This is a genomic window from Thermodesulfobacteriota bacterium (assembly GCA_035559815.1).
In the GTDB taxonomy this organism is placed as follows: domain Bacteria; phylum Desulfobacterota_D; class UBA1144; order Nemesobacterales; family CSP1-2; genus DATMAT01.
This window is the reverse complement of the sequence record DATMAT010000008.1, coordinates 19,473-41,533: the sequence shown is the minus strand read 5'-3', so window position 1 is coordinate 41,533 and position 22,061 is coordinate 19,473. Positions and strand designations below refer to the sequence as shown.

Sequence of the window (22,061 nt, the reverse complement as noted above, 5' to 3'; positions counted from 1 at the left end):
CTATCTTTTTTCTTGTGCTTTTAGTTCTTCTAAGAATTTCCTAGGTGTAATTATCTTTATACCTTTATAATCCCGAATGTGAAGAAGGTCAGAGTCACCAGTTACAAGAAAACTTGCGCCTCCCTCCAGTGCCGCGATAAGGTATTTATCATCTGAAGGATCATTCGCCACGACAGATAGGGGAAGTTTCCCTGGTACAAGAAAAGCGAGTATTTCAAAATCTTCTAAGAAGAGGTCAATTTCTTTGGGGTTCTTTTTATGGATTTTGTAGAGTTTCGGATAGTTAAGCACACGCCTAATCTCACTTATGATGGATGGCGATATTACCAGTTCAAAAAGACCCTCACGCCATGCGTTGAGTGCCTTGGCGGGAAGTCCATCCGGATGGAGTATAGCGCTCACGAACTGATTGGCATCGAGAACCACCCTGAACAAAGGTTATTTGCTCTTTACTGATTTTACAGCCTTAGCTATCGCTGATTCAATCTCGTTCTTTCTTACCTTTTTCCCTTCTTCACGAAACTCTTCAACTTTATTCCAGAAAGCCTTTTTCCTTTCTTCGATCTGCTTAAGCTTCCAGATAGGAACTATTGCAGCCATCGGCTTCCCATCCCTTTCGATAACATACTCGTCGTCTTGCAACGAAACCTCATTCATTATCTGCCCAAGGCGTTTCCTTAAATCCATTGCTGATATACGCTTCGCCATTTTACGTTTCTCTCTTTTGTATTGGTACTTTACCCGTGAAATTAATATAATCATTATAACTCAGAGGCCTGAAATTTGCTATCAAAGTGATTCTTGAGCGGCAAGAAAGACTGATCAGTTTTGAATTTGTTAGAAAGGGTAAGACGCAATCTAAGCAACTTATATTATGCACTCGATAGGTTAACGACTTTGAACAAGCTACGAAATGCTGTCATTCCCGCGTAAGCGGGAATCCAGTTTTTCAAAAGATGGATCCCGGATTAAGCTTGTCCCCGCATGTTATCCGATTAATACTTTCGGATACAAGCTTTAGCGGGGAACGTTCGGGGATGACAAAAAGCACGGATGCCCGATTGATCCCCCGGTTTAACCGCTTTATTCTTCCTATTAAAAAAAGGAATAAAGACTTTATTACTCTCGATCCTATTGAAAATAAAAAGTTTTTTGAGTGTTGAATAAAGTGAGAATAAAGAAAGAATAAAAAAGTAGACACAATGAAAAAGAATAAAGTGGTCTAAAAAGGAGACACTAACATGAGTACTGTGGTAGGGCAGAGCACATCCGTATGAGTTGTATCTTCACCTCAACGACATAGAGCATACGAAGACCAACGGAGCTGTGGAGAGGCTCAACCAGACCATAGAGAATAAGTTCTACCAGGTATCGTTCCGAAAGAAGCTTTACCGGACTCTTGAGGAGATTCAGAGTGACCTTGGTGCGTTTATGGATTATTATAACAAGGAGCGTACGAATCAGGGAAGGTACTGTCGGGGAAGGACTCCCTATGAAACTTTCACCGATGGACTCAGCCTATATCAGCAGTATGTCTTTGAAAATCCCGTTGAACTCAGGGAGGTGATGGAGTAGAATAGAAAAAACGCTAACCGAAAGACCTACTGTAAACGCTTTTGTAGTTCAGGACATGTCATGTTATTCTTTAGGGCGTTCCCTTCTATATTTACACAATTTACATAGACCATATCCATAATATTGGTCACACAAGCAACATAGATAAGACCGATGATTTATTATTTCAGATAAACCAGCACCCCAAGTACGTCTCTCGCACAGCATGTGACAATTATCACACTCAAAAACAAAAAGCACTGTCTCACCTTCAACCTTACCACCTAAAGAACCCATTTTTTATAACAACACCACAGCCGAACCATCCAAATATTCTTCATATTATACGGGGCATAGCTCTCCCATCAAGCAATTCAAGAGAGCTATGCCTATCTTGTCATTAAGTATATTTTTAGCTAACTTATAGTCACTCCGTATCCTCATTTTGTCTTTCCAAGATTTCAATTACCTGTTTATCACTCCCCATTACAGCAACAGATAGTAACATAGTGGCTAACTTAATAGCTCCTTCACGGTCTATCTGCTTACCACCACCTTCAAACCATACTCCTCTAGGGCCATATGTACTTTTATTCGGATGACATGACAAGGAATGGAGCAGAAGAGTGAACCGCTTTTGATAAGGTTTTTAAGTTCCCTATCAAAGAAATCTGTCTCGATATTTTGTAAGAGTTCTCTTGAATTCACTATATTCAAGACAGCACAGGCGGTGAATTGCGGCAATCTGACATTTATCTTGAAAGCCAATAAGGTAATCAAGTACACTACCCCTATCAGAAAGACATTGAAAAAGATGTGTGAGCATGGATTCAGTCAGGTCAAAAAATAAGGTTTTAATTAGGTTAACAAAAGAGAGATGGTTCCACATTACGGAAGAACACTCAGAGATGGCCGGATATTACTTTGAAGTTCTTGAAACGGTGGAAGAACCAGAGGCAATTTATGAGGGTAAAATGGGTGAGCATATAGCAGTCAGAAAAATAGAAAAAGGTAAGTACATTGTGGTAGTATATAAGGAAATAAGCAGGGAAGATGGATTTGTGATTACCGCCTTTTTAACGAGACGGAAAAGACAGCTTGAAAGGAGACAAAAGATATGGGAGCAACAGAAGTAAAAGAAATATTGACTCTCGTACCAGGCTTACTCAAGATTCCCTATTCAAGAATTTGGACCACATACGACGAAGATGTTGATGTTTTATACATTAACTTTAAAAAACCTAGTCACGCAGATGATTCCCAAATCACGGATGATGATGTGATAATCAGGTATGAGAAAGGAAAAGTTGTCGGGATTACTGTGCTTAATGCGAGTAAGAGGAAAGTGGGAAAGGTGTGATGAAAGTTGTGGAAAATTTCCAATGCCTACACTGCCTTCCAGGCTTCCCTTTAAATTGGAAGTATATCTCTAATACAAATGTGAATGAACTATTAGCTATTTGTAAAGAGGATAAAGATATTTGGATTAAATGTAGAAACCAAAATTGCCAAGAAAGAACTTGGGCAAACGATATTGTTGATTTGATTGATAACCATACCGACACAAGAGGGAGATTAAAGTGCTCTAAATGTGGAATCTCTGATGCCTATATTTATCGTAAAAGTAATCTCCAGGAAAAAGATAAAGTTTTTGAACGATGGATTAAAGGAGTCATTAGGATAACAACCCCATACCAGACCTACTCTCCTTACGTTTACTTAATATCTGATGAGGAAAACGGAGATATAACTGGAATACATTTTAACTACTACAAAGATGCTCGTTCCAAACCGGGTGGGAAACTAAAGCATGGTCACGGTCCTGGTGGAGTTCCCGTATTAAGTCAGAAGGAGTTGCTAGATTTGATTGAAAAGCTTATTTCTTTTTGTTGTTTATCAGTTCAAGATATTAAGAACCTACTTGATAGGTTTGAAAAGAATTAGAGATTGCAAATTTATATAACAAGGAGATAGAACAGCGTAACTACTTCTGCTAAGCCTTGTCTTTGGGGACACTTGCCTATAACTAATATCGGTTATGTTGTAACGTTATACGCAATTCGTAAAAAATAAAACAAAGGATGTAATCAAACATGGCACCAAAGAAAATATTAGTGTTAGTCGGTGACTACGTGGAAGACTATGAAGTGATGGTGCCTTTCCAGACGCTGCTGATCGTGCTACCCTCAGCTAAGATAGTATTATCACGGGATGGCCGATATGAAGAAGAAAAAACTCTCTGAAAAAAAGATTGACGAGATAGTCACGAGGGAAGCCGATGATCTCACCAAGTGGGAAGATCCCATATTCGTCAAGCCTGCCAGCGCAACCTCAATCCGCCTTTCTCCGGAGATGGTCAGAAAGGCCAAGTACTTAGCCAAGATTCACAAATTCAAGGGTTACCAAACCTGGCTAAAGAGAATCATTGAAGAGAGAATTCGGATAGAAGAAGAAATTCTGAGCGAGTTAAAACAGGAACTCGACAAGGGTACCAGTAAATAATTCTATGCCAGTGGGCTCCACTTCGTTCCTCACCAAGATTTCTTGGCTCGGCGATTACGAGACCGTTAAGCATTATTTCCAAAACATAAAACAACAATAAGGAGGTACCCAAACATGGCGGCAAAGAAAATTTTGATGTTAGTTGGCGACTATGTGGAAGACTATGAAGTGATGGTGCCTTTTCAGGCGCTATTGATGGTGGGGCATACCGTCCACGCAGCTTGTCCAGATAAGAAAGCCGGGGACAAAGTCAGGACTGCCGTTCATGACTTTGAGGGCGACCAGACCTATAGCGAAAAACCCGGACATAACTTCGCCCTCAATGCTACATTCAACGAGATAAAACCCGAAGATTATGACGCTCTGGTAATCCCCGGTGGGCGTGCGCCGGAATACATTCGTCTGAACGAAAAGGTTCTCGATATCGTTCGGCACTTTGCCAAGGCCAATAAGCCCATTGCGGCGATTTGCCATGCGGCACAGGTCTTAGTAGCAGCAGGTGTAGTAGAGGGAAGAACTTGCTCCTGCTATCCGGCAGTTGGTCCTGATGTAAAACGGGCAGGGGGAGAATACGTTAATATCCCGGTAGATAAGGCGCACGTTGACGGCAACCTGGTTACAGCGCCGGCCTGGCCCGCACACCCAGAGTGGCTGGCGAAGTTTTTGAAAGTACTGGGGACGAAGGTTGAGCCATAGGCCGTGGATAAATCTGATGCTATAGCAGTTCGGTTTTCCTGTTTCTTTTTAGTGCAAGGAACGCAGACCCGTCCTGAGCACTTCGGCCTCGCAGTGTAAACTCCGTCGAAGGAGCTGCGTTCCCTACAAGAATGCTTGTGCGGGGAGAGGGTTATTTCACAGTTATTCTCGTACTCCGCTTTAACCCGGGGCTAATCGGGATCTATAACCAAAAAACTGGATTCCCGTCCCCGCCTACGCGAGGACACGCTTGCGCGGGAATGACAAAGAGGTGGCGACCTTCCTTCGGGTGTACAGATAAGGCAGCCAACGTAATGAAAAAGGTCGAGTTGATGATAGACGACATTGATCGATTGCAAGTTTTACTATCATTTGTAAGGAACGCATATATGCGTTCCCTACATCTCATAAATTTAGGACCGATTTACACTACGTCCCAAATCAAGTGAGAACTCAAGTGCCCACAATCTGGCAGTGGATTCCCGCTTCCGCGGGAATGACAAATGGTGGCGACCTTTGGGCCGCAACGATTTGTAGAGCTAAAAGTTTTCTACCTTTGAATCTGCAATAAATTATGCACGTGTTCCCAGCAGCATATAAGGTTTTATCTAACAGGTATAAGTCAGTTAGAATAGCTTAGCAGTTGCGGTGAAAACTATGGCCCAAATTGATCTAACACCTGAGGAAGCGGGAATGCTGAGTGAGATCCTTACGGAAAACCTCGGAGACCTCCGAATGGAAATCGCCGGAACGGAGAACATGACTTTTCGGGAGGAGCTTAAGAGGAAGGAAGAGTTCCTGAGAAAGCTCATCCAACACTTAGAAGGAAAGGGCTCCTAAAATTAGAAGAAAATCTTAAGACTTCCGAACCTTTAGTCCTTCCAGCTCGGCGAGATAAGTTTGGTTATCTGGGTCCAACTTCAGGGCGTCAAGAAGTTTAACCTCTGCTTCCTTAATCATCCCCTTGGCGTAGTATGCCAGATATAGATTATGGTGGACGACCGGGTCATTAGTTAAGCCCAGTTCTAATGCTTGTTTATACTCCTCAATAGCCCGGTCATCACCGGCTGAACATTTTCTCCCCTTTCACTCAAAGTTTCTACCTTAGGTCCCTTAGGTTTCCCTCTCTTTTACCACCTTAATACTTCTGGCGATATTAACCTTACCCTCTCCCTTTTTTGTAGGGACCTGCTTATCTTTGGTCTCATTTCCCACGTTCTTTTTAACATAGTCGTATAGTTCATCTACAGATATATAACCGTCCTTGTCATAGTCAATTTCTCCATCCTCCAAGCCTTTGACCAGGTAGTGGGTAAAAATCCCATGCTCCAGGTCATCACGTTCTATCGCCTCCTCTAAGGCGCCTGTGGCTGAAATTATTGTTGCTCCCCGCCCGGAAATCTGTTCAAGAGATTTAGTGACTATATCCGGGCTTCGAGGGGATTGTCCTACTGCCCCGCTATAACAGCTATCGATTATGAAGACTAATTTCTCACAATCGCTTTGGTCTATAATCGCCTTGACAGTTTCCGGGCGAAGCGAGGTTGAGACGAGTCTATTGATATTAGTGTTCTGAGACTGAAGTCGAAAGTGATAGGTAAACAAGGCAAAGTGTATTTTATCTGCAGGTCGATCCTCAACGCCTGTACCAAGTCTGATTATATCAATTTGGCAGAATGGGTGTCAATAATTTTAAGTCTCTATAACCATCCGAAAATTCACGATTTTTGGCTTAAACTGCCCCGTTTATCAAGATACTTACTTTAACTAAAACCCGACTGTGGTAAATTAACAGGCTCATATTCATAGCCGTCACATAGTCATATCGATAAATGAGACTAACCCGCCAAGAAAGAGAAGCAGTCACCATAACCAGCCTGATCATCGCCCTCCGCCTTTTAGGAATATTTCTAATACTCCCCATTTTCAGCACATATGCCATAAAATACCCCGGAGCAACCCTGACCCTTGCCGGAATAGCGTTCGGCATATACGCCCTAGCCCAGAGCATACTCCAAATCCCGTTCGGCTGGGCCAGCGACCGTTTCGGGAGAAAACCCGTCATTCTCGTCGGTCTCTTCCTCCTGGCATTTGGAAGCATCATCTGTGGAATAGCCGACAACATAACCCAACTGATCTTTGCCCGTTTCCTCCAGGGATGCGGTGCAGTAGGCGCGGTGGCCATGGCCGCCCTGGGCGACTTAACCCGCCCCCAAGTGAGGGCCCAGGCGTTCACTATAAGCGGCATAGCTATAGGAGTTTCATTTGTGGTAGGTCTTTTGGGCGGCCCATTCCTGGCGGCGCACTTCGGCTTCAGCAGCCTTTTCTACATACTTGCGGGACTGAGCATATTTACCATGCTGGTTACCGTACTCTTTTTTCCTGAAATCAAGTCGGACAACTCCAAACGGGAGGAATTCCGATTTTGGGGATTGATGAATCGTGTCGAAGTTAAGAAGCTTTATCTTTCCTCCTTCGTAGTCTCTTTCTGCTTGAACATGTTCTTCTTCATCTACCCCTTGAGCTGGACCCTTCGCGGTTTCGATGAAGGAGAGCTTTGGAAGGTGTACCTCCTGATTTTGATACCGAGCGCTTTGATCGTCTTTCCGTATGTCCGACATGCCGAGAGACAGGGAAAGCTGAGACTGCCGACCTGGGCTGGATGGTTTTTCATGATATCGAGCTTTCTTGTCTATCTGGCCGGAGGAATACAAAAATGGATGCTTTACGCAACCGGGAGCATTTTCTTCCTGGGGCACACCCTTTTCCAATCCCTGCTCCCCGCCTTTTTAACCCAGCGGGTGACGCCGGAGAACCGAGGCTCCGCCACCGGTCTATACAACTTAGCCAGCTTCCTGGGCTCGGCCGTAGGAGGGATGCTCGCCGGGGCGCTTTACGATTACAACCATAAGCTTCCCCTAGTCATCAGCCTGGTCTTTCTGGTAGCATGGGGATACATCGGCCTTCCCACCCCCCCTGACCCCGACAGCATGAAATAATAAGATGTAGGGAACGCACATGCTTCAACAGTGCTCAGCACAGGTGTGCGTTCGATACATTAAGCTTTCACATTGACTCAAATTACCCTGAGTGCTAGAATGAAAAAAGTGGAGGGATATAAGCGGAATGTCCGAAAAAGACCCTTTAACAAAGGCAATAGAGCTTTTTCAACAGGCTTACCAGTATCAAATGAACGGTCAATTAGACCTGGCCATTGAGTTCTATAAAAGATCGATAGAGGCCTATCCGACAGCCGAGGCGTACACCTTTCTAGGGTGGACATACAGTTTTCAGGGGAAGCTTCGAGAAGCTATAGCCGAATGCAAAAAGGCCATAGATACAGACCCCGATTTTGGAAATCCTTATAACGATATAGGAGCGTATTTAATCGAGCTTGGATATTATGATGAGGCCATTCCCTGGCTGGAAAGGGCCACTCTGGCTAAACGTTATGAACCTAGGCACTATCCCCATTTTAATCTAGGCCGTGTTTATCTAATTAAGGGTATGGTGAAGAAGGCGCTCGAAGAATTCCAAAAGGCTTTGGATATATATCCCGACTATCCCGCGGCTAAAGAAACAATTGACAAGTTGAAGTACACTCTGCAGTAACGGCAATTCAAATTGAGCCATACCATCTGTAAAATTTTGATGACCGGTCACAATATGTCATTAGCGAAACCTGTCCCCATGTAAGCGGGGAACATTCGGGCATGGCAGAGAGTAGTGAACCCCCGATTGATCTCCCGTTTAACCGGGTATAGGTATGAGACAGGCGTGGAATAATTGTTTTAATTCATCATGTGTACTGCTTAAACTCGTGTTAACCTAATTTCCTCATGGACATCAAAGACAAAGTCGCACTGGTCACCGGCGGGGCCAGACGTGTTGGTAGGGCCATTTCCCTCGGCCTGGCCGAGAAAGGCGCCAATCTAGTCGTCAATTACAACCACTCGGCAGAAGAAGCCAAAGAGGTTGTGAAGTTAATCCGCAAAATGGGAAGAGAGGCTATCGCCGTAAAGGCGGATGTCTCTAAAAAGCCTGAAGTATATAAGTTGGTGGATAAAGCTCTAAACCGGTTCGGGCGTATCGACATCCTGGTGAATAACGCCGGTATTTTCTTTCACACCCCGTTTCTGGAAATCCCGGAAGAGGACTGGGACTTATTCATGGACGTAAACCTGAAGAGCGTTTTTCTCTGCTCTCAGCGAGTAGCCATAACCATGAACAAACAGAGCTCCGGAAAGATAATCAACATCGCCGACTCCGCCGGCGGAATAAGGGGATGGAAGGACTATATCCCTTATTGTGTCTCCAAGGCCGGAGTAATAATGCTTACTAAGACCATGGCAAAGGCGCTCGCACCCAATGTCCAGGTTAATGCCGTCGCACCGGGGCCGGTGCTTCTTCCTGCATACTACCTCGATAGAGAAAAGAAACGGGCTATTGATAGCACCCTTCTAAAGAGAGTGGGGTCTCCGGAGGATGTGGCCAAGGCGGTGATATTCTTGGTTGAATCCGATTACATTACCGGTGAGATAATCGCCGTCGACGGCGGCAGCCTGATTGCGTTTCCATTACGACCCTGAAGAAAACGAAATTTATGATCTGGATTTTGATGATTACCATTAGGAGGTAAAACAATGCGTATGTATGATCCGCCGCATCCAGGCATTTTTCTGAAAGAAGAGGTTATAGAACCTTTAGGCCTGACCATTACAAGCGCCTCTCAGGTTCTCGGGGTGACCAGACCAGCCTTGTCCCATCTGTTAAATGGTAAGGCATCCCTGTCGCCAGAAATGGCCCTTCGCCTCGAAAAGGCCTTTGGCCTTAAGATGGATACTCTGCTAAGGATGCAGACATCATTTGATATTGCCCAAGCCAGAAAGACGGCCGGTAAAATAAAAGTAAAACGCTATGAAGCCCGGGCTTAGGCATTTTCCAGACCATGTGAAAAAAGACATCAAGTACTAGGCTAACTTTGGTACATAATCCTCTATGTAAAGTTTGAACACGCCGCTGCGTGTTCCTACATCGGGCGGAACCAAACTTGACAACATATCCACCCTTACCCATACTACCTAATCTCAAAATAATCGCCCCAAACCACCAGTAAACTAAGGTCAAAACTACATGGATTTAACTGAAGTTTTTAAAAGCACTCTTCTTATATCCCCGGAAATTTCATTGATACTCGCGGGCATTATCTTGATAGTGGTTGATCCTCTAATTAAAGGGGAAGGAAAGAGGCAGCTTTTCTGGATAGCGCTCCTCGGGCTGGCAGTTGGCTTTATTCTAAACCTGAACAGGTTCGACCAATCTGAAAGCGCCTTCGCCGGCGCTCTCTCTTTAGACAGTTTCGCCGCTTACTTTAACCTCATTTTTCTAATCGGCGCCTTCCTGGCTACTGTTCTATCCAAAGATTACGTAGAAAACATGAACTTAAGGTCTAGTGAATACTATGCCCTGATACTATTTTCCACCTCCGGCATGATGATACTTAGCTCCGCCCGGGAGTTCATGACTTTGTTCCTGGGCTTTGAAATAATGTCCGTCTCCGTTTACGTGCTCTCCGGTTTTAACCGGGCATCGGTACGCTCGGCCGAGTCCGGAATAAAGTATCTCGTCCTGGGAGGGTTCTCTTCGGCCATACTGCTCTACGGAATAGCCCTGGTCTACGGGGCATCGGGAACGATATTTCTGGACCAGATAGCATCCCGGTTTGATATAAATAACCCGCTATACATAGCCGGTACTGCGCTCATCCTAGCCGGGTTTATTTTCAAGATTGGCGCGTTTCCCCTTCACCAATGGGTCCCGGACATCTACGAGGGAGCCCCGGTTACCGTAACCGGATTTATGTCCGTAGGGGTTAAAGCAGCGGCATTCGCCATCCTGATAAGGGTTCTATTCGAGGGATTCTCCGGATTAGAAACCAACTGGACGCAGGTTCTATGGGTCGTTTCTCTCTTCACCATGACCATAGGGAACCTGGCCGCCGTTGTTCAGACCAGCATAAAACGTATGCTGGCCTATTCAAGCATCGCTCACGCCGGATATGCTCTTATAGGAGTAGTGTCCGCCTATGGAGGAAAAGAACTGGGCTTAAGCAGTGTGTTCTATTACCTTTTTGCATACACCTTCATGAACCTGGGAGCGTTCGGAGTCCTGGCCTATCTAGCAAAAGAGGGGAAGGAGTGTGAGACGTTTGACGATGTGTCCGGTCTTTGGCAGAGAAAGCCGCTCACCGCCTTAGCTCTGGGCGTATTCATGTTCTCCCTGGCCGGTATTCCACCCACCGTTGGATTCTTCGCAAAATATAGAGTATTCCTCTCGGCGGTGAAGGCAGAGTTCTACTGGCTGGCCATAATCGGTATATTAAACAGCGTCATATCTGCTTACTACTATCTGAGGGTTTTAGTCTATGCGTATATGAGGGATGAAAAAGTGGAATTTCCTTCTTTCAAGCCAGTTTCAGCCGTTGCCCTTACCATCCTCACATTGGGGACACTAATATTGGGAATCGTTCCCTTCTATTCGTGGGACCTGGCCATTAAGGCTGCGGGTGATTTCCTTCCGGCATTCTTGGCAAAATAGGTCACAAGCTTCAGAAGATAAAGGGAGAAATTAAAGGATAATGATTGTTACACTGGTATTTTTCATCGCCGGCCTGGTGCTTCTCATCGTTGGAGCGGAGGCCCTGGTGAGGGGAGCTTCACGGTTGGCGTCGGCTGTCGGTATATCTCCTCTGGTGATAGGGCTTACCGTCGTTGCTTTCGGCACAAGCTCGCCCGAATTAGCCATCAGCATCTTTTCGGCAGTGACCGGGAAACCGGACATTGCACTGGGCAATGTAGTAGGAAGCAATATATTTAACGTTTTATTCATACTCGGCGCTTCGGCCATCATCGTGCCCCTCCTGGTCTCACAACAACTGGTACGCCTGGACGTGCCGCTGATGATTGGAGTCTCTTTCCTAATGGTGATCATGGGTTATGACGGCAATATCGGTCGGATCGAAGGCCTCTTACTCGTCGGAATTGGGGTGGCATATACCATATTTATCATCAAGAAGAGCTACCAGGATAATAAAGCGGCGAATAATGAGGAAAATGAACAAACGGGCGAAAGTAAATCTACGGGAATTGGCAACTTGCCGGTTAACCTCGGTCTCATAATAGTCGGGCTGGTAATGCTGGTGTTTGGTTCCCGCTTTCTGGTGGATAGTGCAATTACCATTGCCGGGGCCATGGGAGTAAGCCAACTGATTATCGGGCTTACCATCATCGCCGCCGGCACATCGCTACCCGAGGTGGCCACTTCCATAATGGCCAGCATACGCGGAGAGCGCGATATTGCCGTGGGAAACGTCGTAGGAAGCAACATCTTTAACATTCTATTCGTACTAGGATTAAGCTCCATCGTCGCTCCCAACGGCCTTTCCGTCACCCCTTCTATTATGGGTTTTGATTTGCCGGTGATGATTGCGGTGGCTATAGCCTGCCTGCCTATTTTCTTCACCGGTAATCTGATTGCAAGGTGGGAAGGGTTTGTTTTCCTGGGTTATTACGTAGCATACACTCTCTATTTAATCCTCGATGCCTCCGAGCATGATTCTCTGCCCGTCTTCAATAACATAATGGCTTTATTCGTCATACCGTTAACCGTCCTCACCATCGCTATAGTGGTGTCCAGGGAAATTCACAGAAATCATTTTAGAGTGAATTGACGGTGTGTTTCATCTGACCTTGAACTAACCCCTTCATTAATGATAAACTGGTCATTAACAGTAAGTGGTGTGAGATAAAATGTAAGCTACAAGATTGGCTATTTATACCATCGCTAAAATAACTTAGAGAGGGAGGGAGCCATGAGAAAATATAATAAATTATTTGCCAATAACATATTTCATCTTACTTTAATAATTTTGTTATCAATCCTTATAGAATTTAATTCACAACCGGGCATAGCCCAAGCTCAGCACCAGGATGTAGCGGCTACGCAAACCCAACTGGCTGATGCAGAAGAACACGAGCATAGCTACTCCGGGACTATCTCCACGGAGGGCCTGGGCAAGGTTGATTTTTCGGTCTCCTGTAATGAACAGGCTCGGCACAAGTTCAACCGTGGATTAGCGTTGCTCCATCACATGATGTACGAGCAGGCAGAGAAGGAATTCGTATCCGCTTCGGAAGCCGACCCCAACTGTGCCATGGCCTACTGGGGCATCGCCATGACCATTTTCCATCCACTTTGGCCCGGACAGCCCAGCGCCGAAGATCTGACCAAGGGTTCGGCTGCTGTAGAAAAAGCAAAGGCGTTTAAGCCTAAGACCGAACGCGAGCAGGCCTATATTGATGCGGTCGAGGCATTCTACAAGGACTCGGATAAGCTTGATTATAAAACACGGCTTGTCGCCTTCGAGGCCGGAATGAAAAAGGTTTACGAGTCCTACCCAGACGATATCGACGCTGCCGCTTTATACGCGCTCTCCCACCTGGCAACAGCATCCAAAACCGACAAGACATTCTCCCACCAGAAAAAGGCCGGAGAAATTTTGGAAGTAATTTATAAGAAGGAGCCCACCCACCCCGGAGCGATTCATTACACCATTCACGCATACGACGTTCCGCCACTGGCCAACCGCGGGGTCGAGGCGGCCCGGAGCTATGACAAGATTGCCCCGGAAGTCCCTCATGCCCTACATATGCCTTCTCACATCTTTGTAAGGCTCGGATACTGGCCGGAGACGGCCTCCTGGAACCTTCGGTCTGCAGATGCGGCTTTGAAACAGCCGGTAAACGGCTCCATCTCTATACATTATTTACACGCCATGGACTACGTGATGTACTCATACATGCAGGAGGGAAAGGATAAGGAGGCGGAGAAACTGGTAAAAGAGGTGCTGGCGAACGAGAACTATCAGGATAACTTCATAAGCGCCTACGCCCTTGCTGCCATCCCTGCGCGGTATCCGCTCGAACAAGGGGACTGGACAAGCGCTTCTACTCTTGAAGTGAGAGTCCCTGCTTCGTTTCCCTGGGAGCGGTACCCGGCGGCAGAAGCGATTATCTATTTTGCCCGTGGAATAGGCGCGGCAAGAAACGGCGACCCCGCCTCCGCACAAAAAGCATTAAAGAGTTTAGAAGAACTCAAACAAGCAGCATTAAACTCCAAAGACGAGTATTGGACAACCCAGATTGAAATACAACGCCTGGCACTAGCGGCATGGACCGCTTATGCCGAAGGGAAGAAAGATGAGGCACTCAAGCTGATGCAGTCTGCCGCCGACCTGGAAGACTCTACCGACAAACACCCGGTAACACCGGGAGCAGTATTGCCGGCCAGAGAACTGCTCGGAGATATGTATATGGAATTAGGCAAGCCTAATGAGGCGCTGGCGGCGTATGAAGGCACATTAAAGCTCTCGCCAAACCGTTTCCGAAGCACCTATGGGTCGGCCAAAGCGGCCAAAGTTTCCGGTAACAATCAGAAGGCGGGGTTGTATTATGCGAAGCTTTTGGCGTTGACCGGAGAGTCGGACAGCGATAGGCCGCAGGTCAAAGAAGCTAAGGCATTCATAGCCCAGCAGGCGAAAGGTGGTTATTAGGCTTTGTTGTAGTTTGAATTGACATTTCCTCCGGAAGGGGGATCAAATAATGTAGAGACGCAAAATGTTGCGTCTCTACAGAATACATGCCCGATAAAGCGTGTCCATGAATACCTTGATCGGGGAACATTCGGTCATATAAGCTTTGGTAAGTATCCGGTAATTTGTCATTCCCACTTAACTTGCCCTCGACCTCAATTGGGGAACGGGAATCCCCCGATCTGTCATTCCCGTGAAAACGGGAATCCAGTTTTTTAAGTGATAGATCCCCGATTGATCCTCCGGTTAATCGGGGGACGGGGATGACATGTGCAGAGGACACCCGGTTGATCTCACGGTTACCGATGTCTGGGCACTGCGATCCGCTAATCAAAACAGGCTATCCACAAACTTGTGCTTATCTAATTTCTTCTCGTCGTAAATATGAATTACCTCCCAGCCCAGCCTGGTAAGGGCAGTGGCAATAAAGTTACGGTGGCACCTAAACCACAGAAGCTCGGCGCACATCACTGCCGTCCTCTTTTGTTTTGCAATCTCGATTAATTTCTCCAACTCATCCCTGAATTCCTTCGTTTCCGTATATTCCACGTACCCGCCTTTCCTGAACCCTCCCAGATTCTCAATCCAGGCGTATTCAATTCCACTTTCCGGTAGTTTGTTCTCAAGAACGTCTTTTTTAAACTGCGGATTATGCCGGGAAGTAGGAAACCGCCTCACATCCGCAAGGACTTTAATGTCGTAGTATTTTAGAACTCTAATCAAATCTTCGAGACTGCGGTTTGAGTGGCCGATAGTGTGGATTTGGTTATTTACTTCGTTACTCATTGATCATCCTCTATTTAACATACTGAAAAAATCCCCATCCAAAGTGAAATAGGATTCGCTAATTAATGTCGCTTTCTATAAGAAATCCCTGACGATGACTAAGCTTGGAAATTGACAGTCTATAATTCAACCCGGTCATCTGTGAAAAAGTTGTGCGGGTGACTTTCTACAATTGTTTATCCCTTCACTTTGTTTTTGACCCAAACTTTTGCCGGTAACCTTTCGGCCTAGTCACTTATAACCAGTCATTCAAACGAAAATGATGTATTTATGCTTAACTTCCGCTTACCTACCCATGTAAAGAACAATTGTTATAACGCCTCACACCTTGTAGTGAATTTCCCGGGCCATCCCGGTTTCCAGATGGTAAAGATTGTGGCAATGAAAAAACCATCTCCCCGGGTTATCGGTAAAAAATTCAAACGCTATCTTCTTTAAGGGTGGCACACTGACCGTATCCAAGAGGGGCGCATGGGTTTCCCCTGCTTTTAATCCCATTACTCGGAAGAAATGCCCGTGCAAATGCATGGGATGATACATGGACGTGGTATTGGTAAGTTCCACACGTACCCGCTCGCCCGACTTCACTATCAGCGGATCCGCTTTCGGATACACCTGATTTCCCATCATCCATACATATTTCGGCATATTCCCATCAAGGGTGAGGTTATATACACGATTGGGAGCCTCCGGAGGTAAAGTGGATACTGGTGAGACTAAATCATCAATATTTAATCCCCGTCCGGTAATTTTAGGAATCTCTTTTGATACCTGGCTTTTTGCGCCCTTAGTTCTTAATATTCCCAAGGCTTGTAGAGAGCCATCCTGCGCCACACCGCGTATGCCGAATGCCCCTGAACTCCTCAATCTTACCAGCACATCGTATCGTTCCCCGCTGGCAACCAAAATATTATCTACAGGAACGGGATTAACCGGCTGGCCGCTTACGTGCGTCACGGAGAGCTCATGGTCGTCCACCATGAAGTAGAAATAGGAGGAGGCACAGGCGTTGATGATGCGAAACCGAATTAAATCACCTGGTTTAGCCTTAAATTCCGACGGATTATTTATTCCATGTCCATTCATGAGAAAGCTAGGATAATTAACATCGGCCAGGTCCGGTTTTTCCATCTCCATCTCGCCGGCCATAGGCTTCATGCTTTGCTTGCGCAGATTGGGGACGATCTGATAGGGGTCGGAATGAAGCCAGTCGTTTATCATGATTACGTATTCCTGGTCGTAGGACATGGGTTCTCTACGTGGTTCAATGATAAGCGGGCCGAATAAGCCTATTTGCTCTTGCAACTGATAACGGGAGTGATACCAATAAGTGCCGGTTTGACGCACCAGGTATTGATATACGAACTCTTCCCCGGGATAGACCGGACGCTGGGAAATTTTCGGCACGCCGTCCATACTGCTCGGCAATATCAAGCCATGGCTATGTATCGTAACCGGCTGGTCTTCAAGCCCGTTCTTTACGACGAAGCGCAATAAATCCCCCTCGGTTACTCGAATCTCCGGCCCGGGTATTTGACCGTTTATGGTGAGCGCAGTGACCGGGGTACCGTCGGGATTTACCTCCTTTTTCGTAATCTCAAATTGATACTCCCTATAGGGCAAATTAACAGGCAGGGAGCCTGTCCCGGGAACGGCGGGAACCGTCTTATCCGCTTTTGCTAATGCGGGCATACCCGGCACATTCATACCCTCTACCGCAACTATTCCCAATCCGCTAAGTCGTAAGAAATTACGACGGGAGAGGCCGTTACCAGATGTAGGTTTATTGTCGCTTTTATACTCATCACTCTTCATATCAAGTTCTCCTCGATTATTTGTATCATCTAAAGTAGCTTTCACAAAGCTTCTTTTCTCGCTCTATTTATTTTTTTTACAGGCTTCTTGAGGAAAGCATTCATACAGGGTATATCTTCCAACACGAAAGAGTCTTTACTTGTACATAGAGAAATAAGGATAGAGCTGTTACGCTACAAAAATGAACTGCCCCGCGGTATATGGAACAGTTTGGATATTCAATTTCATGATACTATAGATAATCATCAGACAATCTCCAAGCCGCAGTGTATCAATACATACGCAAGTACTCTAACATGTCATTGCGAGCACATTCGCTCTGTTCAGTGTAAAATCAGCGAAGCAATCTGACACAAGTTGTCATTCTGAGGAAGCGAAGAATCTAATTGGATTGCTCCGTCGAGGAGTTTATCCTGAGTCTACCGAAGGACTCCTCGCAATGACAGCGGAAACCCCTGGGCAAGCCACCGGGAATTCTCAAGTTAATGAATAGGCTTACCAGAAACCTATGCCAAACATGTACCCTCTTCCTAACTTTGAAGTTCAGGTAAATTCTTATAATACTCTAGAGCCTCCGGGTTAGCCAGAGCGTCCTTGTTAAGCACCGGTTCTCCGTGGATAACATTCCTCACCGCCAATTCCACCTTCTTCATGTTGATGGTGTAAGGAATATCCCTGACCGCGATTATCTTTGCCGGAACGTGACGAGGAGAAGCATTTTCCCTTATGGCTTTTTTAATCTTGCTCTCCAGTTCCGAAGTGAGTTCCTTACCCTCGACTAGTTTTACGAATAGTATAACCCTCTCGTCATCCCGCCATCTCTGGCCAACCACGATGCTATCGGCAACCTCGGGAAAGGATTCTACCTGTCGATAAATTTCCGCCGTGCCGATTCTCACGCCGCCCGGGTTTAGGGTGGCATCGGAGCGGCCGTAGATGACTGCTCCGCCGTTCTCCGTAATCTCTATGTAATCCCCATGAGTCCATACGTTAGGATATTTACTAAAATAAGCATTAAGGTACTTCCGGTTGTCCGGGTCATTCCAGAAGTAAATGGGCATCGAAGGAAAAGGAGCGGTACAGACAAGCTCGCCCTTCTGCCCTATCACCGATTTGCCATTCTCATCAAAGGCTTCAACTTTCATGCCCAGTCCGCGGCACTGTATCTCCCCCGGATATACCGGTCCGATTGGATTTCCTAAAACGAAACATCCGATAATATCGGTACCCCCGGAGATGGAGGAAAGTTGTACATCCGGTTTTATATGCCGATAAACGTAGTAGAAGCTCTCTAGAATCAGGGGCGACCCGGTAGAGAGAATAGTCCTCAAACTACTCAAGTCATAATTATCGCCGGGTTTTATTCCTTCACTTTCCAGTGCGGCAATATACCTGGCACTGGTGCCAAATATGGTTATCTTCACATCCTCGACCAGTTTCCATAAAGCCCCCGGGTCAGGATGGAATGGGGATCCGTCGTATAACACTAAAGTTGCTCCCAGTGATAACGAACTAACCAGCCAGTTCCACATCATCCAGCCGCAGGTGGTGTAGTAAAAAATGACGTCTTCGCGTTTGAGGTCGGTATGGAGCTTTAACTCCTTAAGATGCTGGACTAGAGTGCCGCCTACGCTGTGCACCATGCATTTGGGCAGTCCGGTCGTACCGGAGGAGTACATTATGTAAAGGGGATGATCAAAGGGCAGTTGCTCAAACTCTAGAGTAGGGGCAAGGCATGCCTTGCCCCTACAAAATATGAAATCGTCATAGAGAATTGAATTGGGAATACGAGTTATATCTGGCTTTTTTTCTGTATAAGAAACTACTATAACTTTTTCGATTGAAGGCAGCTCCTTGATGATGCCGGAGATTCTTTCCAAAGAGTCAAACCTTTTTCCCTTGAAATAGTAGCCGTCTGCGGTGAATAACACCTTTGGCTCTATTTGTCCAAAGCGGTCAAGCACACCCTTTATCCCGAAGTCGGGTGAACAAGAAGACCATATCGCCCCGATACTGGTAGCAGCCAGCATAGCAACAACCGTTTCTATCATGTTGGGCATGAATCCGGCCACTCTATCTCCCTTTTTTACTCCGATATCGCGTAAGGACCTAGCCAAGCGGGCAACATTATCATAAAGCTCTGCATAGTTGACTACGACCGGTTCTTTTTCCTCACCCTTGAAGATTAATGCAACCCGGTCATCTCTATAGCGAAGAAGGTTTTCCGCAAAATTAAGCCTGGCGCCAATGAACCATCTTGCCCCGGGCATTTTAGTCAAATCATCGACAACGGTCTCATACCCGCTCGATGCCCTTACCTCTCCAAATTCCCACATCGCTTCCCAGAAGTCGGGAATACTCTCTATAGACCACCGGTAAAGCTCATCATAGTTACTGAAGTCCTTTCCATATTTCTTATCGACGAACTGCATAAAGCGAGTCATGTTGGCTTTTTTTATTCTCTCCTCTGACGGGGTCCAGAGCGGTTCTTTCATTATTTATCTCCCATATCCATAGTTGCTGTCTCCTCATTCATAAATATTGTAATAGCCAGGATTTAATCAAACGGACACCGCCTTAGCAAGTTGTATCTGATAGAATGATTTCACTTTTACTAAGGTCACTCTGAGTCTTTCTTAAACAAGGCCTGTCCTGAGCTGATCCCCGATTAAATCGGGGAAGGAGTAAGCTCAGCGAACCGCCTATCTTGTCATGCTGAACGAAGTGAAGCATCTAAAAATTAGATTCTTCGCTTCGCTCAGAATGACAGCGTTGAAAGTTACTTCCAGATTTAACTTATGCTGACATTGCCCGAAATCTCAAATTCTGACTATAAATATTGTATATTAATCTCGTAAGTATTCATAAGCACGGTTTCGATTCCAGATATTTTATTCATATTTTGCGTAAACAAAGGTGAATTATTGAAAAAATCTCGCCGTGAAATGTCCACTCGTTATGTAGGACTCGACCTGGCCGCGGTTAATCACCGCCCATCCGGATTTTGTACGCTTAGTAACAATCTAGTTCATACGAAACTACTTTTTTAGGATTCAGAAATCCTGGAGGAGATTGTTAATTTCAGACCGTCCTTGGTAGCAATAGATGCTCCTTTAACCCTTCCTCGAGGGCGCTGTTGCCTCAAGGACGATTGCTCCTGCCGAGGTAACGGTCATCTTCGAGAATGCGATAGGGCAGTGCGCCGCTTGGGTATCCCAATCTTTGCACTGAGCTTAGGTCCGATGCGGACGCTTACGATTAGAGGAACGAAAATTTGGGACTGGCTTGCCAGAGAAAGGATTCCGGTTGTCGAAACCTATCCCGGAGGGGCTCAAGACATTTGGGGAATTCCCCGGCAAAAGGACCCTGCCGGTTTAAAAAAGGGTTTGAAAAAATTCCGGCTGGAAGGGGATATCAAAAGAAGGAAGATCAGTTGCCACGAGCTTGACGCTATCACCTGCGCTATCGTCGCCCAAGAACATCACACCGGCCGTTCCTTAATCCTGGGCGACCCGGATGAGGGGCTGATGATATTATCATGGCGTATTTCTTAGCTGACTTAACAATCCGTTGTAGGTCTATGCATTCTCTATTGTTATGAAAGAATCACCACCTCAATCGAGAGCCTAATCTCCAGATGGGGGCAGTTTGACTTCGAGATGGTATTTGGGGGCCAGTTTTAAGAGCTTCTCCACAGTAGCCGGGTCGAATGGAGGAGGAGTTGTTTTGTCTTCCGCCGGCGCGCCGACTTCCTCGAAGAATTTCTCAAACCCGGCTGGTGTTAAAAGAAATACCAATCTGCCGATATCCCTGCCTACATTCTTGTATGTATGAAGCGTGCCTTTAGGAATGTAGATAAACGACTCGGGGCCAGCACTAAATGTAGTATCGCCATGCAAGAACGAAAACTCCCCCTCCAACACATAAAAGGTTTCATCTTCTCGATGATGTATATGCGGCGGTGGTCCGTTCTGAGGTTGCACCGTATTCTCGACCAAAGCGAATGCCCCTCCAGTATCATCCCCGGTCAGTTTGAACGTATAAAGGTCGCCAAGCAACCAGTACGATTTCCCTTCGCCCGGTCTCAACGCAATTTTCTTGTCGTTTCTAATCCCACCATTATTATTAATCGAACTCATCCCAGCCTCCTTTTCATCTAGTAAAGAATGGAAGGCATCCAGACATCTTGAGGAGGCTCGTACGGCCCTACCGCCATCAGGTTCATAACCTTTATCGCCCTACATCCATTCCTCAGAGCAGTACGGAAAAACTTTTCCTGACGGAGTGGGCAGAAAAAGCGGGCAAACTCAGGCGGAATTCGACGGGCCGACTCTCCGATGAGCGCAAGGGCATCCTCCTCGGTCTCTGCAACTCCATGACCAAAAAAGCCAGGCAACAAATAACCGGTCACACGCCCGTCACGCTCCCTTAAAAACGCAGGGAAACCATAAACAAACGCTGAGGCAACCTCGTTTATTCGGCTGACCTTGTAAATTCGTCTGGATAACCCTTCGATGACGGCCAGGTCATTCTCCGTGATTGAGCGCACTGTCTGATCAGCCTTCGATGCAGGTACTGCTTCCATCAGGACTACCGTCTCTTTCACATCAAAACCGAGTGAGGTATATAAGGAAAGCGATGCCATGTTGAATGAGTCCTGGAGTAATCTAATTTTTTCTATGTTATTCCGCTTCGCATAATTCACCACACCCTCCATTAAAGCCCTTCCGATACCCCGTGTCTGGCAAGCTGGGTCCACGGTGATCGGGCCTATGCCAGACACCTCGTCCATCAAAGATGAAAAGTTTGAGCCCACCGGCTTTCCCTCCAGGAGTGCAACAACCCCATAAAAATCCTTACGTTCGACAAGCATACCTACCACCTTAATGGCCAATTCGACATCCGGAAAATCCCTCGGAAAAACATGCTTATCATGAATGGACTTGAATGCCTCAAAACATATTCTTCCTATTTCATTTATGTGCTTAGGTTCCGCAGGAACTAATTCAAGAGCCAAGTTCACTTCTCCTCAATCATAATTGTAGCCTTTAATATGACC

The 22,061-nt window shown here is 46.1% G+C and carries 23 protein-coding genes and 2 pseudogenes; 16 read left to right on the top strand and 9 right to left on the bottom strand.

Annotated elements, in window-relative coordinates; translation table 11 throughout:
• Window positions 1–426, bottom strand: a complete 426-nt coding sequence (locus VNN20_01300) for a putative toxin-antitoxin system toxin component, PIN family (protein HWP90822.1) — start codon at window positions 424–426, stop codon at window positions 1–3.
• Window positions 427–438: 12 nt separating this feature from the next.
• The gene (locus VNN20_01295; GenBank protein HWP90821.1) at window positions 439–708 is read right to left on the bottom strand and encodes a type II toxin-antitoxin system prevent-host-death family antitoxin; all 270 of its coding nucleotides are present in this window, start codon (window positions 706–708) and stop codon (window positions 439–441) included.
• A gap of 535 nt (window positions 709–1,243) precedes the next feature.
• Here VNN20_01295 and VNN20_01290 point away from each other — a divergent pair.
• Window positions 1,244–1,575: pseudogene (locus tag VNN20_01290) on the top strand (IS481 family transposase).
• 516 nt (window positions 1,576–2,091) lie between these two features.
• On the opposite strand, the gene VNN20_01285 reads toward VNN20_01290, so the two are convergent.
• Window positions 2,092–2,334, bottom strand: a complete 243-nt coding sequence (locus VNN20_01285) for a hypothetical protein (protein HWP90820.1) — start codon at window positions 2,332–2,334, stop codon at window positions 2,092–2,094.
• A gap of 44 nt (window positions 2,335–2,378) precedes the next feature.
• Between VNN20_01285 and VNN20_01280 the strand changes: the two genes are divergently transcribed.
• The 7 genes and pseudogenes from VNN20_01280 (at window position 2,379) to VNN20_01250 (ending at window position 5,592) form a co-directional block, all read left to right on the top strand.
• Window positions 2,379–2,690, top strand: a complete 312-nt coding sequence (locus VNN20_01280) for a hypothetical protein (protein HWP90819.1) — start codon at window positions 2,379–2,381, stop codon at window positions 2,688–2,690.
• Complete coding sequence (locus tag VNN20_01275; GenBank protein ID HWP90818.1) at window positions 2,672–2,914, top strand: DUF2283 domain-containing protein; 243 nt, start codon at window positions 2,672–2,674, stop codon at window positions 2,912–2,914. Before VNN20_01280 ends, VNN20_01275 begins: the two co-directional genes overlap by 19 nt.
• Complete coding sequence (locus VNN20_01270) at window positions 2,914–3,498, top strand: hypothetical protein (GenBank protein HWP90817.1); 585 nt, start codon at window positions 2,914–2,916, stop codon at window positions 3,496–3,498. The genes VNN20_01275 and VNN20_01270 overlap by 1 nt, the downstream gene beginning before the upstream one ends.
• Before the next feature lie 149 nt (window positions 3,499–3,647).
• Window positions 3,648–3,734 (top strand): annotated as a pseudogene (locus tag VNN20_01265) (protease).
• 40 nt (window positions 3,735–3,774) lie between these two features.
• Window positions 3,775–4,056, top strand: coding sequence for a hypothetical protein (locus tag VNN20_01260; GenBank protein HWP90816.1), 282 nt, complete (start codon window positions 3,775–3,777; stop codon window positions 4,054–4,056).
• Window positions 4,057–4,170: 114 nt separating this feature from the next.
• Window positions 4,171–4,752: a DJ-1/PfpI family protein gene (locus VNN20_01255; GenBank protein ID HWP90815.1), complete on the top strand. Its 582-nt coding sequence runs from the start codon at window positions 4,171–4,173 to the stop codon at window positions 4,750–4,752.
• A 693-nt stretch (window positions 4,753–5,445) separates the two neighbouring features.
• Window positions 5,446–5,592, top strand: coding sequence for a hypothetical protein (locus VNN20_01250; protein HWP90814.1), 147 nt, complete (start codon window positions 5,446–5,448; stop codon window positions 5,590–5,592).
• A 273-nt stretch (window positions 5,593–5,865) separates the two neighbouring features.
• On the opposite strand, the gene VNN20_01245 is transcribed toward VNN20_01250, so the two are convergent.
• The gene (locus tag VNN20_01245; GenBank protein HWP90813.1) at window positions 5,866–6,357 is read right to left on the bottom strand and encodes a caspase family protein; all 492 of its coding nucleotides are present in this window, start codon (window positions 6,355–6,357) and stop codon (window positions 5,866–5,868) included.
• A 227-nt stretch (window positions 6,358–6,584) separates the two neighbouring features.
• Between VNN20_01245 and VNN20_01240 the strand changes: the two genes are divergently transcribed.
• The 7 genes from VNN20_01240 (at window position 6,585) to VNN20_01210 (ending at window position 14,362) form a co-directional block, all read left to right on the top strand.
• Window positions 6,585–7,751 (top strand): MFS transporter, encoded by a 1,167-nt coding sequence (locus tag VNN20_01240; GenBank protein ID HWP90812.1) that lies wholly within the window; start codon window positions 6,585–6,587, stop codon window positions 7,749–7,751.
• Between the two features lie 127 nt (window positions 7,752–7,878).
• Entirely contained in the window at window positions 7,879–8,364 is a 486-nt protein-coding gene (locus VNN20_01235; protein HWP90811.1) for a tetratricopeptide repeat protein, read from the top strand.
• Window positions 8,365–8,591: 227 nt separating this feature from the next.
• Window positions 8,592–9,341, top strand: coding sequence for a 3-oxoacyl-ACP reductase family protein (locus tag VNN20_01230; GenBank protein HWP90810.1), 750 nt, complete (start codon window positions 8,592–8,594; stop codon window positions 9,339–9,341).
• Window positions 9,342–9,395: 54 nt separating this feature from the next.
• Entirely contained in the window at window positions 9,396–9,686 is a 291-nt protein-coding gene (locus VNN20_01225) for a HigA family addiction module antitoxin (protein ID HWP90809.1), read from the top strand.
• Window positions 9,687–9,885: 199 nt separating this feature from the next.
• Window positions 9,886–11,349, top strand: a complete 1,464-nt coding sequence (locus VNN20_01220; protein ID HWP90808.1) for an NADH-quinone oxidoreductase subunit N — start codon at window positions 9,886–9,888, stop codon at window positions 11,347–11,349.
• Window positions 11,350–11,386: 37 nt separating this feature from the next.
• A complete protein-coding gene (locus VNN20_01215; protein HWP90807.1) occupies window positions 11,387–12,481 on the top strand; it encodes a calcium/sodium antiporter in 1,095 nt (364 codons plus the stop codon).
• 141 nt (window positions 12,482–12,622) lie between these two features.
• Window positions 12,623–14,362, top strand: coding sequence for a hypothetical protein (locus tag VNN20_01210; GenBank protein ID HWP90806.1), 1,740 nt, complete (start codon window positions 12,623–12,625; stop codon window positions 14,360–14,362).
• A gap of 369 nt (window positions 14,363–14,731) precedes the next feature.
• On the opposite strand, the gene VNN20_01205 is transcribed toward VNN20_01210, so the two are convergent.
• From VNN20_01205 to VNN20_01195, 3 genes are all read right to left on the bottom strand, one after another.
• Complete coding sequence (locus VNN20_01205) at window positions 14,732–15,187, bottom strand: DUF488 domain-containing protein (protein ID HWP90805.1); 456 nt, start codon at window positions 15,185–15,187, stop codon at window positions 14,732–14,734.
• Window positions 15,188–15,508: 321 nt separating this feature from the next.
• Entirely contained in the window at window positions 15,509–17,002 is a 1,494-nt protein-coding gene (locus VNN20_01200) for a multicopper oxidase domain-containing protein (protein HWP90804.1), read from the bottom strand.
• 530 nt (window positions 17,003–17,532) lie between these two features.
• Window positions 17,533–19,497, bottom strand: coding sequence for an acetoacetate--CoA ligase (locus VNN20_01195; protein ID HWP90803.1), 1,965 nt, complete (start codon window positions 19,495–19,497; stop codon window positions 17,533–17,535).
• Window positions 19,498–20,244: 747 nt separating this feature from the next.
• On the opposite strand from VNN20_01195, the gene VNN20_01190 reads away from it, so the two are divergent.
• Entirely contained in the window at window positions 20,245–20,556 is a 312-nt protein-coding gene (locus tag VNN20_01190) for a hypothetical protein (protein HWP90802.1), read from the top strand.
• A gap of 72 nt (window positions 20,557–20,628) precedes the next feature.
• Here the strand turns inward: VNN20_01190 and VNN20_01185 are convergent, their stop codons facing one another.
• Together VNN20_01185 and VNN20_01180 are read right to left on the bottom strand one after the other, a co-directional pair.
• Window positions 20,629–21,141, bottom strand: coding sequence for a quercetin 2,3-dioxygenase (locus VNN20_01185; GenBank protein HWP90801.1), 513 nt, complete (start codon window positions 21,139–21,141; stop codon window positions 20,629–20,631).
• Between the two features lie 17 nt (window positions 21,142–21,158).
• Entirely contained in the window at window positions 21,159–22,019 is an 861-nt protein-coding gene (locus VNN20_01180) for a GNAT family N-acetyltransferase (GenBank protein HWP90800.1), read from the bottom strand.
• Window positions 22,020–22,061: the final 42 nt, after the last annotated feature.

What these genes read in the sequence shown, in the direction of transcription:
- VNN20_01295 (HWP90821.1), bottom strand. Translation starts at nt 708, where the DNA reads ATGGCGAAGCGTATATCAGCAATGGATTTAAGGAAACGCCTTGGGCAG.
- VNN20_01280 (HWP90819.1), top strand. Translation starts at nt 2,379, where the DNA reads ATGGATTCAGTCAGGTCAAAAAATAAGGTTTTAATTAGGTTAACAAAA.
- VNN20_01275 (HWP90818.1), top strand. Translation starts at nt 2,672, where the DNA reads ATGGGAGCAACAGAAGTAAAAGAAATATTGACTCTCGTACCAGGCTTA.
- VNN20_01270 (HWP90817.1), top strand. Translation starts at nt 2,914, where the DNA reads ATGAAAGTTGTGGAAAATTTCCAATGCCTACACTGCCTTCCAGGCTTC.
- VNN20_01260 (HWP90816.1), top strand. Translation starts at nt 3,775, where the DNA reads ATGAAGAAGAAAAAACTCTCTGAAAAAAAGATTGACGAGATAGTCACG.
- VNN20_01255 (HWP90815.1), top strand. Translation starts at nt 4,171, where the DNA reads ATGGCGGCAAAGAAAATTTTGATGTTAGTTGGCGACTATGTGGAAGAC.
- VNN20_01250 (HWP90814.1), top strand. Translation starts at nt 5,446, where the DNA reads ATGCTGAGTGAGATCCTTACGGAAAACCTCGGAGACCTCCGAATGGAA.
- VNN20_01240 (HWP90812.1), top strand. Translation starts at nt 6,585, where the DNA reads ATGAGACTAACCCGCCAAGAAAGAGAAGCAGTCACCATAACCAGCCTG.
- VNN20_01235 (HWP90811.1), top strand. Translation starts at nt 7,879, where the DNA reads ATGTCCGAAAAAGACCCTTTAACAAAGGCAATAGAGCTTTTTCAACAG.
- VNN20_01230 (HWP90810.1), top strand. Translation starts at nt 8,592, where the DNA reads ATGGACATCAAAGACAAAGTCGCACTGGTCACCGGCGGGGCCAGACGT.
- VNN20_01225 (HWP90809.1), top strand. Translation starts at nt 9,396, where the DNA reads ATGCGTATGTATGATCCGCCGCATCCAGGCATTTTTCTGAAAGAAGAG.
- VNN20_01220 (HWP90808.1), top strand. Translation starts at nt 9,886, where the DNA reads ATGGATTTAACTGAAGTTTTTAAAAGCACTCTTCTTATATCCCCGGAA.
- VNN20_01210 (HWP90806.1), top strand. Translation starts at nt 12,623, where the DNA reads ATGAGAAAATATAATAAATTATTTGCCAATAACATATTTCATCTTACT.
- VNN20_01205 (HWP90805.1), bottom strand. Translation starts at nt 15,187, where the DNA reads ATGAGTAACGAAGTAAATAACCAAATCCACACTATCGGCCACTCAAAC.
- VNN20_01200 (HWP90804.1), bottom strand. Translation starts at nt 17,002, where the DNA reads ATGAAGAGTGATGAGTATAAAAGCGACAATAAACCTACATCTGGTAAC.
- VNN20_01195 (HWP90803.1), bottom strand. Translation starts at nt 19,497, where the DNA reads ATGAAAGAACCGCTCTGGACCCCGTCAGAGGAGAGAATAAAAAAAGCC.
- VNN20_01190 (HWP90802.1), top strand. Translation starts at nt 20,245, where the DNA reads ATGCGGACGCTTACGATTAGAGGAACGAAAATTTGGGACTGGCTTGCC.
- VNN20_01185 (HWP90801.1), bottom strand. Translation starts at nt 21,141, where the DNA reads ATGAGTTCGATTAATAATAATGGTGGGATTAGAAACGACAAGAAAATT.